Origin of the sequence: Zhihengliuella sp. ISTPL4 (genome assembly GCF_002848265.1) — a bacterium.
GTDB lineage: Bacteria > Actinomycetota > Actinomycetes > Actinomycetales > Microbacteriaceae > Microbacterium.
In genome coordinates this window covers 2,826,635-2,842,981 of record NZ_CP025422.1, presented here as the reverse complement: position 1 = coordinate 2,842,981, position 16,347 = coordinate 2,826,635, and the positions used below count along the sequence as shown (strand labels likewise).

General features: G+C 70.2%; 14 protein-coding genes. 6 read left to right on the top strand and 8 right to left on the bottom strand.

The features are described 5' to 3' along the window. Positions 1 to 5 precede the first annotated feature (5 nt). The 4 genes from speB to CYL12_RS13540 are packed head-to-tail and all read right to left on the bottom strand — an operon-like array spanning position 6 to position 5,665. Positions 6 to 953: an agmatinase gene (gene speB / locus CYL12_RS13555; RefSeq protein ID WP_101848050.1), complete on the bottom strand. Its 948-nt coding sequence runs from the start codon at positions 951 to 953 to the stop codon at positions 6 to 8. Positions 954 to 984: 31 nt separating this feature from the next. Further along, positions 985 to 2,601, bottom strand: coding sequence for a thiamine pyrophosphate-binding protein (locus CYL12_RS13550; RefSeq protein ID WP_101848049.1), 1,617 nt, complete (start codon positions 2,599 to 2,601; stop codon positions 985 to 987). A 10-nt stretch (positions 2,602 to 2,611) separates the two neighbouring features. Further along, on the bottom strand, positions 2,612 to 4,279 hold the full coding sequence (locus tag CYL12_RS13545) for an amidohydrolase (RefSeq protein WP_101848048.1): 1,668 nt from the start codon (positions 4,277 to 4,279) through the stop codon (positions 2,612 to 2,614). Between the two features lie 42 nt (positions 4,280 to 4,321). After that, the gene (locus CYL12_RS13540; RefSeq protein ID WP_101848047.1) at positions 4,322 to 5,665 is read right to left on the bottom strand and encodes an MFS transporter; all 1,344 of its coding nucleotides are present in this window, start codon (positions 5,663 to 5,665) and stop codon (positions 4,322 to 4,324) included. Between the two features lie 218 nt (positions 5,666 to 5,883). Between CYL12_RS13540 and CYL12_RS13535 the strand changes: the two genes are divergently transcribed. After that, positions 5,884 to 6,780 carry an Lrp/AsnC family transcriptional regulator gene (locus CYL12_RS13535; protein WP_101848046.1) on the top strand — a complete coding sequence of 299 codons (897 nt, stop codon included), beginning with the start codon at positions 5,884 to 5,886 and terminating at the stop codon, positions 6,778 to 6,780. A 173-nt stretch (positions 6,781 to 6,953) separates the two neighbouring features. Here CYL12_RS13535 and CYL12_RS13530 read toward each other — a convergent pair whose 3' ends face one another. Genes CYL12_RS13530 through CYL12_RS13515 form a run of 4 tightly spaced genes read right to left on the bottom strand, consistent with a single transcriptional unit; the run spans position 6,954 to position 11,163 of the window. Further along, a complete protein-coding gene (locus tag CYL12_RS13530; protein WP_101848045.1) occupies positions 6,954 to 7,934 on the bottom strand; it encodes a serine hydrolase domain-containing protein in 981 nt (326 codons plus the stop codon). A 16-nt stretch (positions 7,935 to 7,950) separates the two neighbouring features. Further along, positions 7,951 to 8,868: a carbohydrate ABC transporter permease gene (locus CYL12_RS13525; RefSeq protein WP_101848044.1), complete on the bottom strand. Its 918-nt coding sequence runs from the start codon at positions 8,866 to 8,868 to the stop codon at positions 7,951 to 7,953. Further along, a complete protein-coding gene (locus tag CYL12_RS13520; protein ID WP_101848043.1) occupies positions 8,868 to 9,824 on the bottom strand; it encodes a carbohydrate ABC transporter permease in 957 nt (318 codons plus the stop codon). The genes CYL12_RS13525 and CYL12_RS13520 overlap by 1 nt, the downstream gene beginning before the upstream one ends. 55 nt (positions 9,825 to 9,879) lie before the next feature. Beyond that, on the bottom strand, positions 9,880 to 11,163 hold the full coding sequence (locus CYL12_RS13515; RefSeq protein ID WP_101848042.1) for an ABC transporter substrate-binding protein: 1,284 nt from the start codon (positions 11,161 to 11,163) through the stop codon (positions 9,880 to 9,882). A gap of 138 nt (positions 11,164 to 11,301) precedes the next feature. On the opposite strand from CYL12_RS13515, the gene CYL12_RS13510 reads away from it, so the two are divergent. The 5 genes from CYL12_RS13510 to CYL12_RS13490 all read left to right on the top strand — a co-directional run bounded on the left by CYL12_RS13510 (position 11,302) and on the right by CYL12_RS13490 (position 16,342). Beyond that, entirely contained in the window at positions 11,302 to 12,168 is an 867-nt protein-coding gene (locus CYL12_RS13510) for a MurR/RpiR family transcriptional regulator (protein WP_101848041.1), read from the top strand. 2 nt (positions 12,169 to 12,170) lie between these two features. Next, entirely contained in the window at positions 12,171 to 13,346 is a 1,176-nt protein-coding gene (locus CYL12_RS13505) for an exo-beta-N-acetylmuramidase NamZ family protein (protein WP_101848040.1), read from the top strand. A 64-nt stretch (positions 13,347 to 13,410) separates the two neighbouring features. Beyond that, entirely contained in the window at positions 13,411 to 13,905 is a 495-nt protein-coding gene (locus tag CYL12_RS13500) for a DUF3253 domain-containing protein (RefSeq protein ID WP_101848039.1), read from the top strand. A gap of 76 nt (positions 13,906 to 13,981) precedes the next feature. Further along, on the top strand, positions 13,982 to 15,388 hold the full coding sequence (locus CYL12_RS13495; protein ID WP_101848038.1) for an MFS transporter: 1,407 nt from the start codon (positions 13,982 to 13,984) through the stop codon (positions 15,386 to 15,388). 36 nt (positions 15,389 to 15,424) lie between these two features. After that, on the top strand, positions 15,425 to 16,342 hold the full coding sequence (locus CYL12_RS13490) for a cation diffusion facilitator family transporter (protein WP_101848037.1): 918 nt from the start codon (positions 15,425 to 15,427) through the stop codon (positions 16,340 to 16,342). The last annotated feature ends 5 nt before the right edge of the window (positions 16,343 to 16,347 follow it).

Genomic DNA, 16,347 nt, shown 5'->3' with positions numbered 1-16,347 from the left:
CCGTGTCAGGAGGCGAGTCGGGCGGCGAGAAGGGTCACCAGCTCGTATACGACGTGGCTCGCGGCGATCCCGGTCATCTGGGCGTGGTCGTACGCGGGCGACACCTCCACGACGTCGGCGCCGACGATGTCGCGGTCGCGCAGCGCCCGGAGGATGCGCAGCAACTCGCGGCTCGTGAGCCCCCCGGCCTCGGGGGTCCCCGTGCCGGGCGCGTGCGCGGGGTCGAGCACGTCGATGTCGATCGAGACGTACAGCGGCTTGTCACCGATGCGGGTGAGGATGCGGTCGATCGCCGCCTCCACCCCGTGCTCCTCGATGTACTCGCTGGAGACGATGGAGAAGCCGAGGCGCTCGTCGTCCTCGAGGTCCTGCTTCGAGTACAGGGGTCCGCGGGTGCCGACGTGGCAGCTCGCGGTGAGGTCGATCAGCCCCTCCTCGCTCGCGCGACGGAAGGGGGTGCCGTGCGTGATGGGGGCCCCGAAGTAGGTGTCCCACGTGTCGAGGTGGGCGTCGAAGTGGAGGACCGCGACGGGTCCGTGCTTCGCGGCGACGGCGCGCAGCAGCGGAAGGGCCACGGTGTGGTCGCCGCCGATCGTGACGAGGCGCTGCACCTGCTCGCCGAGGGCCAGGGCCGCACGCTCGACCTCGCTGACCGCCTCGGTGAGGTCGAAGGGGTTCACCGGGATGTCGCCGGCGTCCACCACCTGGGCCAGCTGGAACGGCGACACGTCCTGCGCGGGGTTGTAGGGGCGCAGCAGTCGGGACGACTCCCGCACGTGCGACGGACCGAAGCGGGTGCCGGGACGGTAGCTCACGCCGGAGTCGAACGGGATGCCGACCACGGCGATGTCGGCGCGCGGCACGTCCTCGATGCGGGGCAGGCGGGCGAAGGTGGCGATGCCGGAGTACCGCGGGTTCACGGAGGCGTCGACGGGGCCGATGTTGTCGGTCATTTCTCGTTCCTGTTCGTCGGGAGGTGAGGTCTCAGAGGGCGTGCTGCGGGATGTGCACGAGCTGCACTCCCCCGTCGGCGATGGCGGCGCGGATGCTCGGGGCGATGTCGACCCGCGCCGCGACCCGGCGCCCGGTCGCCCCGAAGGCCGTCGCGAGCGCGGCCCAATCCGGCTGCACGAGGTCGACACCGACCGGGGTCATCCCCCGGTCGAGCTCGTTCTGTCGGATCTCCGCGTATCCGCCGTTGTCGATGCACACCACGGTGACGTCGAGGCGCTGCTCGACGGCGGTGACGAGCTCGTTCACGCAGAACATCAGGGCGCCGTCGCCGATGACGGTGACGACCGGGCGCTCGGTCTGCGCGACGGCCGCGCCGATCGCGGCGGGGAGGCCGTAACCGAGCGTGGCGTAGGTCGGGGTATAGAGGAGCGAGTGCGGCTGCTCCTGTCGGAGGACGCTGCCCAAGGCCATGTACACGATCTGGGAGGAGTCGCCCGCGACGATCGCCCCGGCGGGGAGGGCGTCGGCGATGATCTCGGCCAACGCGACGGTGTCCGCTGCTGTCTCCCGGGACTCGGCCTCGATCGCGGCCCGCTCGGCCGTGAGGTCGCGGGCGGGGAGGGCCGGATCCGGCAGCAGCGGCAGGAGGGCGTCGGTCACGGCGGCGGCGTCCCCCGTGAGAGCGACCGTCGCGGAGAGGTTCTTGTCGCGCTGCGCCGGCGAGATGTCGACGCGGATCACGGCGCCGCGTGCCTCGAGCCGCGGAGCCCAGAGCTCCGCCTCGCCCAGCTTCGAGCCGACGACGAGCAGCACGTCGGCGTCTTCAGCCACAGCCCGTGCGGCGGCGAGGCGCAGGTTCGAGCCGAGGGAGAGCGGGTGCCTCTCGTCGAGCACGGCCTTGCCGTTCAGGGTGGTGAGCACGGGGGCCCCGAGCCGCTCGGCCACCGCGGCGATCTGGTGCGCGGCATCCACCGCTCCGCCGCCGGCCACGATCACCGGGCGGCGGGCGGCGGACAGCAGCCGGGCAGCCTCGGCGAGCGCGATCGGATCCCCGGAGACGCGGTCGGGCATCGGCCGCGGCTTCCGGTCCTCCGCGGGCACACCGGCGGGCGCCTCCAGCACGTCGAGCGGGATCTCGATGTGCACGGGACGGGGACGGCCGGTGCGGAAGAGGTGGAACGCGTCATGCACAGCGTGCACCGCCTCCGCCGCGGTCGACACCCGCCGCGACCACTCGGCGATCGCACCGACCATGGCCGTGGCGTCCTTGGTCTCGTGCAGCGTGCCGACGTCGGCGAACTCCGCTCCGAGAGGGACGCCCGGCGAGAGCACGATCAGGGGGCGCGACTCGCAGAACGCCGTGCCGATCGCACTCATCGCGTTCTGCAGCCCAGGGCCGGAGGTCGTGATCACCACGCCGGGCAGCCCGGTCTGCTGCGCCCACCCGTCCGCGCCGTACCCCGATCCCTGCTCGTGGCGGTTCGTCACGGCGCGGATGCCGAGGTCGGCGAGGGGCCGGTAGAACTCCAGGTTGTGCGTGCCGGGGATGCCGAAGATCGCGGTCACCCCGTAGGCGCGGATGGTCTCCAGGACTGCGCGGCCCGCGGTGTCGGCGTACCGGTCGTCTCCGGTGGTGTCGGTGCTCATCGTGCCATCCTCACATCGCGTGCCGACGGACGCCGTCGACCCAGGTCTCACGGACCTCGATCGCCGCGATCTCCTCGGCCGGCACCGCGAGCGGGTCGTCGGAGAGCACAGCGAAGTCAGCGTATTTGCCCGGCTCCAGGGAGCCGAGGTCGTCTTCCCGGCCGATCGACACGGCCCCCTCGATCGTGTGCGCCCGGAGCGCCGCGATCGCGGAGATGCGCAGGTCGTCCGGGCCGAGCTTGTGCCCGCGCCGGGTGACGCGGGTGACCGCGGTCTGGATCGCCTCCAGCGGGATCGGCTCGGCGACCGGGGCGTCCGAGGAGATCGTCATCGGCACGCCGGCGCGCTCGAACTCCCCGAGGGGGTTGAAGCGCTCGCCGGGGGTGCCGATGGCCTCCTCCACGCCCTCGCCCCAGTTGAAGTAGTGCTGCGTCTGGTTCACGGGACGGATGCCGGCGGCCGCCATCCGCTCGATCTGCGCGGGCGTCGGCAGACCGCAGTGCTCGATGCGGTGCCGGGCGTCCGCATCCGGACGCTCCGCCAGGGCGGCCTCGATCGCCGACACGACCATCTCGATCGCGGTGGGCGACTGGGCGTGGGTCGCGGTCTGGAGTCCGGCGGCGTGCGCCTTGCGGATGAGCTCGGCGTAGTCGGCGGGCTCGTGGTAGAGCTGGCCGGTGCGACAGGGGTCGCCGACGTAGCCGTCCGGGAAGTACGCCGTCCAACCGCCGAGGGTGCCGTCGGCGTAGAACTTGATACCGGCGAAGCTCAGGTGCGCATTGCCGAACTGCCCGACGAGCCCCATCTCCAGCGCCTCGTCGAGCAGGTGCGACAGCAGGTACATCGACACGCGCAGTTCCAGCCGTCCCGCCTCCGCCAGCCGCAGATACATGTCGAACTCGCGCCGCGTGACCTGGCAGTCGCCGATTGAGGTGACCCCGCCCGCGAGGAACCGTTGCGTCGCCGCGTCGAGCTGGCGCAGGTGCTCCTCCGGCTCGTCCGCGAGGTGGAAGTTCGGACCGTGGTGGCCGATCTTCACCCCGTGGACGCCGGTGAGGATGTTGCACGCCGCATCGGACAGTTCGCCGGTGAGCTCGCCGTCGGCGTCGCGGAAGAACTCGCCGCCGTCCGGGTTCGGGGTGTCCCGGTCCACGCCGTTGAGGTCGAGCGTGTACGAGTTCACCACGCCGCCGTGGCCGGAGGCGTTCATGAGGTACACCTCGCGGTCGGCGGCCACCTCGTCGAGCTCGAAGCGGGTGGGGTGCCGCTTCTCGGCGAGGTTCCGCTGCTCGTAGCCGTAGCCGCGCACCGGGCGCCCGGCGGGGAGCTCGGCGGCCGCGGCCTTCAGCAGCGCCACGATCTCCGGGATGCTCCCCGCCTTCTCGGGGCCGCAGTCCACCCAGGTCATCATCTGCCCGAACATCAGCGGATGCGCGTGCGCGTCCACGAAGCCGGGCACGACGACCGCCTCGCCCAGGTCGACGCGTTCCGGGGAGAGGCCGGCCCTCGCCGCCACGTCCTCGCACTCCGCCGCCGTGCCGAGGGCGACGATGCGCCCCCGGTCGGTCAGCATCGCGGTGACGGTGGTGTCCGCCGCGTCCGCCGTGTGGATGGCTCGCGCGGTGACGAGGACGGGAGCGGCCTGGGCCGAGCGGTCGAAGGGGGTGAGCTTTCTCATGATGCCTGTTCGCGGTGGTGTCGTGCGGGGGAAGGGTGCCGGTCAGGGCAGGCGGTTCGCCGTGGTGTCGGTCCGGGCGGTGAACGACGCGGTGACCGGCGCCTCGTCGGAGTGCTGCGGCGCGAGACGCGTGCAGATTCCGGCGATGACGGCCATGCCGACGAACATCGCGATGACCGACCAGACGCTGCCGGTCCAGGCGATGAGCTGGGTCGCGAACCAGGGCGAGAACCCGGCCCAGATCGCGGCGCCGACGCCGTAGGACAGCGCGATCGACGTGTAGCGGGCCTGCGGACGGAACATCTGCGCGAGGATCGCCGCGATCGGGGCGTACGTCGCGCTCATCGCGATGCGCACGAGCGAGGCGAAGAGGAAGATCAGCGGCTCCACGCGTCCGGGCATCAGCAACAGGAATGGGGCGAAGGTCAGCACCGAGGTGATGAGGCCGATGTACATCACGTTCTTCCGGCCCCACTTGTCGCCCAGCCAGGCGACCGGCAGGGTCACGACGAACTCCACGAAGGAGGCCAGTGTCATCGCGTCGAGGATGACCTGCTCGCTGATCGCGAGGGGCTCGCCCGTCGCGTAGGCCGTGGCGAAGGTGGTGGCCAGGTAGTAGCCGCCGGTGGAGATCGGCAGGATGCCGATGCCGAGGAGGATCGGCTTCCAGTTGACGCGGAGGGCGAAGGCGAGCGGCATGGACTGCTTGCGGCCCTCGATCTTCTCCTCGAAGACCGGCGACTCCTCGACGCGATACCGGACCCAGAGGCCGACGCCGATCAGGACGATCGACAGCAGGAACGGAATGCGCCAGCCGCCGTCGATGATGAAGGTGTCACCGCCGCGCGCCATGATCGCGAAGATGCCGGAGGCGAGCAGGGCGCCGGCCGGGTTGCCGAGCTGCGTGAAACCGCCGTAGAAGGTCTTCGACTTCTCCGGAGCGTGCTCGACGCTCATGAGCACGGCGCCGCCCCATTCACCGCCGACCGCGAGACCCTGGACGGCGCGGAGCAGGATGAGGAGGATCGGCGCGAGGATGCCGATGTTCTCGTAGGTGGGCAGGCAGCCGACGAGGACGGTCGCGGCCCCCATCAGCAGCAGCGTGATGACGAGCGAGACACGGCGGCCGAGCTTGTCGCCGATGTGGCCGAAGACGATGCCGCCGAGGGGGCGGACGAGGAAGGCGACCGCGAATGTCGCGAAGGCCGCGGCGGTCTCGGCCAGGGGGTCGTCGCTCGGGAAGAAGAGCGGGCCGAAGACGAGGGCGGCGGCCGTGGCGTAGACGTAGAAGTCGTACCACTCGATGGTGGTGCCGACGAAGGCGGCGAAGCCGGCGCGGCGTGCGCGGCTGTGGACGCCGCTTCGGGGGGTGGGGGTAGTGGTCATGGACCCGCTCCTTCGCGGATGGTGTCGGATAGCGAAGGATGCTACGGACGTGGGGCACCGTGAGCAAGGGCAGAACTCCAGCGATAGGCGACATTCACTGGAGTTGTGTCGGACGCATCGCGCACACCGGGCCTTCCGCTCGGCCGAACGGCGCTCTACGCTGAGGTTCTGCGGGGACGACCGCGCACTGCGGGGAAATCGACGGAATCGGACGGGACATGGACTTCGACGCGGAACTCATCCGGGCGCTGCAGGAAGACGGACGCGCCAGCATCCTCTCCCTCGCCGAGCGCGTCGGCCAGTCCCGCGCCGTCGTGGCGGCACGCCTGCGCTCGCTGCTCAGCGACCGCACCGTGCGGGTGGTCGCGGCCGTCGACCCCGTGTTCCTCGGCCAGCACGTCCTCGCGCACGTCTCCATCCGGACCGACGGCGCCGTCGAGGTGGTCGCCGAGCACCTGCGCGACATGTCCGAGACCGTGCTGGTGTCGGCGGTGGGCGGCGCCCACGACATCGTGACGGAGGTGCGGGTGGGCTCGATGTCGGAGCTGCATGATCTGCTCGCGCGCATCCGCGGGAGCGCCGGGGTGCTCGACATCAACACGATCATCTACTCGACCGTGATCAAGGGCTTCTTCGTCTCGGAGTACCACGGCGGCGTGACCCTCGACGGCATCGACGAAGCCCTCATCGAGCACCTGCAGTCCGACGGACGGATGAGCTTCCGCGCGCTCGGTGAGGAGGTGCGGCTCTCCCCCAGCGCGGTCGCCACGCGGGTGCAGCGGCTCATCGACGCCGGCGTCATCAAGATCAGCGCCGTGGAGGCCAGGGGACTCGCGCATCGGCAGCTCTCGATGGGCGTCGGCATGACGCTCGGCGACGATGACGAGGCCGTGATCGACGAACTGCGGCGGGGTCGTGGCGTCGACTTCGCGGCCCGAACCCTCGGGCGGTTCGACGCCGTCGCGACCCTGGTGGAGCCCTCGGCCGGAGCCCTGTACGCGAGCCTCGAGCGGCTGCGCGCGCTGCCCGGCGTGACCCGCATCGAGGCGTGGCTGCATCTCGCGGTACTCAAGGAGGACTACGCCCGCACCCTTCGCCCCCTCCGCACGGACTGAGCCGCGTCCGCTCCCCGTGGCGGGATCAGAACCGCGCCTCTTTCGCCCACCCCCGCTCGTCCGTCGGCCCCCGGATCCCGGTATCGAAAACGCGCCTCCCGCTCGCGCCCCAGGCACGTTTCTGCACTTCCACCGGGAGAGGTTCTCGGTGCGGGGCGGGTCGGGTGCGGGGGTCAGGGGGCGAGGGGGGCGAAGAAAGCTCGGCGGACGGCGGCGACGTCGGTGTCCTCGCGAGTGGGATGCACGCGGTTGAGGAGCAGCACGCCGTAAGCGCCCGTCCCGGGGACGACAGCGAAGCACGTACCGGTGAAGCCGGTGTGGCCGACCGCATCGAGGTCACCCATCCACGCCGCATCGCGCACGCGCAGCCCGATCGCCTGCCCGTAGCCGGCATCGGCGCGGATCGACGGGGTCGTCATCCCGCGGAACGACTCCCGCGACAGCACTCGCCCCTGCGGTCCTTCGCCCTCGTCGCGGAGAAGCCGGGCGAGAGCGGCGACATCCCCCACCGTGCCGAACAGTCCCGCGTGGCCGGCGGGACGGCCGAGCGCATGGGCGAGCTCGTCGTGCACCTCACCGCGCACGTCTCCGCGATGCGGCTGGGTCTCGGTCGCGACGCTGCGGCTCCGCTCCGGAGCCGCGGTGAGCGACTCCGCGCCGATCTCTGCGGCCACCTCCGCCCACAGCTCCGCGAGCGGACGCCCGGAAGCTCGTTCCACGTACTCCCCCGCCGCGATGTATCCGACGTCGGAGTAGAGGTGGCGGGTGCCCGGTTCCGCGCCGAGCGGACGAACCAGCACACGGGCGCGCAACTCATCCCCGCGTACGCCGGCCCGCCATTCCCGCCCCTCCGCCGGCAGCCCGGAGGTGTGGGTGAGGAGGTGTCGGAGGGTGATCCGCTCGGCTCCGTCCCCTCCGCCCACGGCGAGGACGCCGCCCACCGGCTCGTCCAGGTCGACCGCGCCCGCGTCGACGAGGCGGAGGGCGGAGACCGCGGTGAAGACCTTCGTCAGCGACGCGAGATCGAAAAGGTGCGCGGCGGTGAGCGGAGCGGGATCGTCGTGCGCCGGCGACCCGAGGAGCTGCAGCTCTTCCGCTCCCCCGGCGACCGCACGCACCGACGCCCACGCCGAGCCCGGCGCTCCGTTCACCATGATCCGTCCGCGACCGTCACTTGCTCATGCCGGAGGTGAGGCCGTTGATGATCTGCTTCGTCGCCAGCAGGAACAGGACCACGAGCGGGATGGTGGCGATCGTGAGTCCGGCGAACAACTGCGGCCAATCGGTCGAGTACTCGCCGAAGAAGCGGGTCAGGCCCACCGGGAGCGTGTAGGAGTCGCGGTCGCGCAGCAGGATCAGCGGGTAAAAGAAATCGTTCCAGACCGGCACGAAGCGGAAGACGATCACGGTCGCCAGCGCCGGACGCACCAGCGGTAGCAGGATCTGCAGGAACGTGCGGAACGGTCCGGCGCCGTCGATGCGCGCCGCCTCCTCCAGCTCGATGGGCAGCGCCCGGAAGAACACGGTCAGCACGAACGTGGTGAACGGGATGCCGAGGGCACCGTACACGAGGATCAGGCTGAACACGTTGCTCGTCATCTTGAGGGAGTCGAGCAGGTAGAACAGCGGCAAGATGGCCAGGTGCACCGGCAGCATGAGCCCGGAGAGGAACACGGCCTCGATGCCGCGGAAGAACTTCGCCCTTGCCCGCGCGAAAGCGTAGGCGGCGAGCACCGACACGACCGTGGTGACGATGACCGACCCGACCGTGACGGTGATCGAATTGAGGAAGTACGTGTCGAACGAGGCGGTGATCCACGCGTTCTGGAAGCTGGTGAACGTCGGCGGGACAGGGAGTCCGAGCGGCTCGGTGGCGATCTGCTGCTGAGTGCGCAGCGAGTTGTTGACCATGAGCAGCAGCGGGCCGATCGCGACGAGCGCGTAGCCCCAGAGGAAGACGTTGGCGAGAAGCCGACCGACGAACGGCGTGTCGTTGGTGCGACGCGAGCGTCGCCGCGGCGCGGAGGACCGTCCCGAGACGATCGCCTCGGTGGTCGGCTCCTGACGGGTGTCGAGGGCGGTGCTCATCAGAACAGCTTTCGTTCGGCGCGACGCATCGACGATGTGATGACGACGGAGATGACCATGATGAAGATGAACAGGACGGTCGCGAGTGCGGAGGACACCCCGATCGAGTTCGGGTTCCCCGACTCGAACGCGGTGCGGTAGAAGAGGAGCATCATCACGTCGGTGGATCCGGCGGGAGCGCCGTTGGATCCGGCGAGCGCGAACGGAATCGCCATCGCCTCCATGCTGCCGATGAAGGTGAGCACGGTGATGATGCCGATGGTGGGGGTCAGCATCGGGAGCGTGATGTACCGGAAGCGCTTCGCGGCTGTGGCGCCGTCGAGGGAAGCCGCTTCCTCGATCTCCTCGGGGATGCCGCCGAGGGCGGCGCCGTAGAGCAGGATCGGGAAGCCGATCCACTGCCACGCGCTGACGAGGACGATGACCCAGATCGCCAGTTGCGGGTCGCCGAGCCATGGCAGCGCGAGGCTCTCCAGACCGACTCCGCGGAGGATCGCGTTCACGGGTCCGAACAGGGGGGACAGCATCAGCGACCACAGGTAGCCGATGACCATCGGGCTGACGAGGTAGGGAAGGGCGAAGATCGTCTGGAAGAACCGCTTGGTGCGCTTGCGGCGGTGCAGCAGCGTCGCGATCCCGAGGCCCAGCGAGTTCTGGAAGATGAGGGCGCCGGCGAAGAGCAGCAGGTTGTGACCGAAGGCGTTCCACAGCTCGGAGGCGTAGGGCTCCTTGGTGAGGAGAGTGAGGTAGTTGCCGATGCCGGCGAATCCCCCCTGCTTGGTGCCCTGCCAGTCGAAGAGCGAGTAGCTGAGCGCGGCGAGCATCGGGTAGAGGATCAGCACCGCGAAGAGCACGGCGGCCGGCAGCACGAACAGCGCCGCCGTCGGCGTGGACAGGGCGATGCCGGTGCGGGGGCGCCGGCTCTTCGGCCGGCGCACGGGGAGGGTCAGAGCCATGGGTGGTCCTTCGCTCGTGGTGGGGCGCCGGTCGCGGCGCCCCACCACGCTCGGATCAGGAGGAGGGGGTGAACCAGGTGGAGACGCCCGACTGCAGATCGGCGCCCAGCTGCTCGGGGGTCTTCTGGCCGAGGAACATGGCCTGGATGTCCGGGCCGAGCACCGCGGTGCCGGTCGGGTCGCCGTAGCGGAAGTCGACGAGCAGCAGGTACGGAGCCGGGTTGGCGGTGTACTGCTCGTTCATCTCCTGCATGAGCGGGTCGGAGTACTCGACACCGGGCAGCGCGGAGAACTGATCGACTTCATCCGCGACGAGCTGGCCGAACTCCTTCGTCGTCATCCAGTTGAGGAGCTCGGTGGCCGCCTCCTGGTTCTCGCTGGCGGCGTTGATGCCGAAGCTGCCGTCCGCGTAGCCGGGGGTGACGGCGTGGTCGAGTGCACTGCCCGGAGCCGGCGGCACCTCGTACACGCCCCACTCCGTGTCGGGAGCGGAGCTCTGGAACGTGGGGAGGTCGAACGAGCCGCCGGGCCACTGCGCTGCCTGTCCGGAGGTGAACTGCAGGACGGCGTCGGCGACGGCGATCGCGTTGACGTTCTTGTCGAGGTACTTCTGCATGTCCTGCACGATCTGCAGGGAGGCCACGTAGGCGGGGTCGGTGAAGTCGACGTCGCCGGCGAGCACCTTCTCCTCGAAGTCCGCACCGCCGTAGTGGGCCGAACCGACGATGTCGTGGAACATCGGCAGGACCCAGTCCTCGCGGGCGCCGAGCGCCATGGGGGTGACGCCCTCCTTCAGGAGGGTCTCCTGCAGCTCGATGAACTCGTCCCAGTCGGTGGGCTCCTCGAGGCCCATCTCGTCGAACATGGTCTTGTTGTAGAACATCTGCATGGTCTGGTAGGCGAAGGGGACGCCGTAGGTCTTGCCGTCGTCCTTGCCCTGGGCCGCGCGCAGGACCGTCGGGTCGAATTGGTCGAGCCCGTCGACGATGTCGTCGATCGGCACGATCTGCTCCGACTGGATCGCCGACTGCACACCGCCGTAGGCGCGCAGCATCGCGATGTCCGGACCGTCGCTGCCCTCGAGGCCGGTGGCGAGGATCTGGTTGTACTCGGTGGGCTGGAAGCCCTCGAACTCGATGGTGACGCCGGGGTGGGATTCTTCGTAGGCGTCGAACACGGCCTCCCACTTCGGGGACGACGACGCCTGCCAGGACCAGACGGTCAGGGTGACATCGTCTTGGCCCTCGCCGCTCGATGCTGCGGGCGCGCAGCCGGCGACGGCGAGTCCGGCGACCAGGATCCCTCCGGTGAGAGCGAGGCGGACGGGGCGGTTTCGCATGGTGTTCCTCTCGGGTGACGTCTTCGTCGCGGCACGGAAACGATGCCGACACTGCCACTGTGGGCAATCTCTTACAGAAATGCAAGTGTTTCTGAAAATTCCTACCCGCGGTCGATGACGACCTGCCATCATGGGCTCGTGCCGAACAGTGTCGTGACAGCCATCCATCAGCGCCTTTCCGCGCTCACCCCCACGGAACGCCGTATCGCCGAACGTGTGCTCGCCGAGCCTCAGGCGGTCCTGGAGAATTCCATCACCCGGCTCGCGGAAGAGTGCGGGGTCTCCGTCGCCAGCGTCGCGCGCTTCACCCGCAGCCTCGGGTTCCCCGGATACCCCGATCTGCGGATCGCGCTCGCCGGCGAACTCACGCGGAGCGCGTCCGAGCGGGAGCGCTTCCAGGTCTCCGCGGGGGACGTGAGCCGCCACGACGACGCGGCGACGACGGTGCGCAAGATCGCCTTCGCCGAGGCCGAGGCCATCGAACGCACGGCCCGCCAGCTCGACATCGCCGAACTGGAGGGGTGCGTCGCCGCAGTCCGCAGTGCGCGCCGCATCGACATCTACGGCGCGGCCTCCAGCGGTCTCGCCGCGCAGGACCTGGAACAGAAGCTCCATCGCGCGGGTCTCGTCGCCCAGGCGCGCACCGATCACCATCTCGCCCTGACCGGCGCCGCCCTCCTCGACGACCGGGACGCCGCGATCGCCATCTCCCACTCCGGTCGGACGCTGGAGATCGTGCAGGCCGCCGAGGTGGCCGCCGCGGCCGGTGCCACGACCATCGCGATCACCAACAACCCGCGCTCGCCGCTCGCCCGCGCATGCGAGCACACCCTCGTCACAGCGGTGTCGGAGTCGACCTTCCGCTCCGGCGCGATGGCCAGCCGGATCGCGCAGCTCGCGGTCCTCGACTTCCTGTACACGCGCATCGCACAGGCCGACTACGACCGGATCTCGGCGAACCTCCAGCGCACCCACGACGCCGTCACCGCACACAGAATCGACTGATCATGCACCTCGGAATCGACCGCCTCCTTCAGAACGACCTGCCGCGGTCGCTTCGGGATCGCCTCCACGGCTCCCGTCTGGGGATGGTCACGAACGACCTCGCCCTGACCTCGACGCTCGCGCGCGGGCGCGCCGGCCTCGCCGACGCCGGGCACCCGCTGGCGCTGCTGTTCGGCCCCGAGCACGGACTCGACGGGCGGGCCCGGGAGGGAGAGCTCGTGGATGATCTTCGAGACGAGCTGACCGGGCTTCCGGTCCGCAGCCTCTACGGCGCGGACGTGCGTCCGGCGCCCGCCGACCTCGCCGACCTCGATGTCGTCCTCATCGACCTGCCGGACGTGGGCGCCCGCTTCTACACCTACATCTGGACGATGAGCCACGTGCTCGAAGCGTGCGCGGATGCGGGTGTGGCTGTGGTCGTGCTCGACCGACCCAATCCGCTCGGCGGGCTGCTGGAGCAGGCAGAAGGTCCGATGCTCGACGAGGCAGCGAACTCCCTGGTGGGACGGTGGACGATGCCGATCCGCCACGGACTCACCATCGGGGAGCTTGCTCGCCATTGGGTGCGCACGCGCCGGATCGATGTGGAATTGCACGTCCTGGAGGTCCGGGGATGGAACCGCGCACGCACGGCGCTCGGGCGACAGGAGCTGACGTGGATGCCGCCGTCGCCGAATCTGCCCAGCGCGGCGACCGCACTCCTCTACCCGGGCACCTGCCTGGCCGAGGGCGTGAACGTGTCCGAGGGACGGAGCACGGCGGTGCCGTTCCGCGTCGTCGGCGCGCCCTTCATCGACGCCGAGGAGTACACGACCGCCTTCGTTGAGCTCGCCCTTCCCGGCGTCACCGCCTCCCCCTACGGCTTCACCCCGTTGGTACGTGATCACGCCGGCGAGGCCTGCCAAGGCCTGCTCCTTCACGTCACCGACCCGGAGGCGTTCCGCCCTGTGCATACCGGCGTCCGCCTGCTCTCGCTGCTCGCCCGCCTCTACCCCGGGGCTCTGGCGGAGCGAGCCCTGGTGCCGATGCCCGGCGAGTCCGACTGGTCTCCGCTCGAGAAGCTCTTCGGGGTCGAGGGCGCCTTCCGCCGGATCACCTCCGGCGAGTGGGACGAGCCCGACGCCCTCGCGGTGCCGGAGTGGGCGGATCTCGTCGCCGTCGACCTGCTCTACGCCTGAACGGCACCCTCCTCCGCGTCAAGGGGATGTCCCGGACGGTCCCCTGAGCGGCAGCATGGGGCCCATGACGGACGACGGCCTCGAGAGCGACCGCACCGCGGAGGGACACCACATCATCGTGAACGGCCGGCGTTGGCGCGCGACCGACCCGTCGATCCCCGAGAACCTACGGCAGGAGCTCGTCGACGAGCTCATGGCCGCACGACGCGCGGTCAAGGCCGCGGAACCGGGTGCCCGCCGCCGTGTGCAGGACGCGAAGACGGCCCTCGGCGAGCGCGGTGCGCCGTGGTGGGAGGAGGCCTCCGCAGCGCAGTCGGAGGAGCGGATCGCCGCGACGATCCGAGCGCTGACGCGGAAGCGGGCAGAGTCCTCGATCTGTCCGAGCGACGTCGCCCGCACGGTCGGCGGCGAGGACTGGCGCGACCGGATGCCCGAGGTGCGGCGGGTGACGGCAGACCTCGCATCCCGCGACCTTGTCGTGGTCACCCAGAAAGGCGAGCCGGTCCGGATCGAGGAGGCCCGCGGCCCGGTGCGCATCCGACGCGGCCCGGCGCTCTGACCCGGCGGCCCCCGGTCGGACACCACCGACGGCGCGCCGTCACCGGGCGTTCACCGTCCGCGGCCAGACTTCGAGCATGACTTCACCCGATCCCGCCGCGGGCGCCCCCGAGCCCGTGGCGACAGCGAACAGCGGCGCCGTTGCCGTCGTCGGCCTCGATCTGCGCGGAGACACCCCCGCGCCTCGCAAGCAGGTGTACTCCTGGGCACTGTGGGATTGGGCGACGCAGCCGTTCAACACCGTCATCCTCACGTTCGTCTTCACGGCGCTGTATCTCGTCAGCGCCTCGTTCCTCCCGCCCGAGGTCGCCGCCCTCGACCCCAGCGACCCGGTCCGCGTGGCGGCCGAGGCCGACCTCGCCTCCGGCCTCGGACTCGGTTCGACCATCGCGGCCTTCGGCATCCTGCTGCTCGCCCCCGTCCTCGGTCAGCGCGCCGACGCCGCGGGACGGCAGAAGCTGTGGCTCGGGATCGGCACCGGCGCTCTCATCCTCTGCATGCTGGGGCTGTGGTTCGTGGAGCCGCAGCCGGCCCTGTTCTGGCTCGGCGTCGCGCTGATCTCTGCCGGGTCGGTGTTCGGCGAGATCGCCGCGGTGAACTCCAACGCGATGCTCATCGGCATTGCGAACCCGAAGAACGTCGGCCGCATCTCCGGCCTCGGCTGGGGCTTCGGCTACCTCGGCGGCATCATCGCCCTCGTCATCGTCGTCCTGCTGGACACCTTCGACTGGTTCGGGATGTCCACTGACAACGGCCTCGCCTACCGGCTCATCGCCGTGGGGTGCGCAGTCTGGGCGATCGTCTTCAGCATCCCGATCTTCCTCAACGTGCCGGAGCCGTCGCTCGGGCGGCCCGAGCGCAAGGTGGGGTTCTTCCGCTCCTACGTGCTTCTCGTGCAGGACGTCGTCGGCCTGTACCGCGACCCGCGGACCCGGCCGACGTTCTGGTACCTGCTCGCCAGTGCGGTGTTCCGCGACGGGCTCGGCGGCGTCTTCGCGTTCGGCGCCATCATCGGCACCGCGGTGTTCCGCTTCGGCACGCAGGACATCATCGTCTTCGGCATCGCCGCGAACCTCGTCGCCGGCGTCTCGACCATCATCGCGGGTCGCCTCGACGACCGCCTCGGCCCGAAGCGGATCATCCTCGGCTCGATCGGCTCGATGATCGTCGCCGGCTTCGCGGTGTTCCTGCTCCGGGACGCCGGGGCGCTCGTGTTCTGGATCGGCGGGCTCGTGCTCTGCGCCTTCGTCGGACCGGCGCAGGCGGCGGCCCGGTCCTTCCTCGCTCGCGTGACCCCGGCCGGACGGGAGGGCGAGATCTTCGGTCTCTACGCCACGACCGGTCGGGCCGCGAGCTGGATGGCCTCGGCCGCCTGGACCGTGCTGATCGTCGCCACCAGCCAGACGGCTTTCGGCATCCTCGGCATCGTCATCGTGCTCATCATCGGGTTCCTTCTCCTGCTGCCAGTGAAGGCGCCGCGCTGAGCGCTCCGATCGAGCGAGCGGGAGTAGCCTGACCCGGTGACCGTCGTCCTCGCCTTCCTCGCCAACATCCTCGTCGCGATCGCGAAGACGGTCGCCGCCGTCATCACCTCGTCCGCGTCGATGGTGGCGGAGGCGGCGCACTCCTGGGCTGACGCGGGAAACGAGGTCTTCCTGCTCATCGCCGACCGCCGCGGCGCGAAGACCAAGGATGCCCGGCATCCGCTCGGCTACGGCCGGAACGCGTTCGTGTGGTCGCTCATCGCCGCATTCGGGATCTTCACCGCCGGGTCGATCGTGTCGATCATGCACGGCATCCAGGAGCTGTCGGACACGGGTCCCGTGGAGAGTGCGGTCGTCGCCTACATCGTCCTCGGCATCGCCTTCGTCCTGGAGGGGGCGTCGTTCACGCAGGCGATGGTCCGCTCCCGCCGGCTGGCCCAGGAGCGGGGTTCCTCCACATGGGACTTCGTGCTCGAGACGAGTGACACGACCTTACGCGCGGTGTTCTTCGAGGACTCCGCCGCCCTCATCGGCCTCGTCCTGGCAGGCGGGTCGATTCTCCTGCATCAGCTGACGGGCGTCGCCGCCTGGGACGCGATCGGGTCGATCCTCGTCGGGATCCTGCTCGGCGTGGTCGCCGTGATCCTGATCGGGCGGAACATCGCCTTCCTCGTCGGCACGTCGGTCTCTCCCACGCTGCGGTCGCGGGTCGGCACGGCCCTCCTCGGGATGGACGACATCGAGCGGGTCACCTACCTGCACATCGAGTACGTCGGTCCGAATCGACTGTTCCTCGTCGCCGAGGTCGACCTCGCGGGCGATGCGCGCGAGCACGACGTGGCTCGCCGGTTGCGCGAGGTCGAGCGGCGCATCGAGGCACACGACGCGGTGGAGACCGTCGTGCTGTCCCTCTCGGTGGACGACGAGCCCTCGCTGGACTTCGCCCGCGCGTGAGGCCG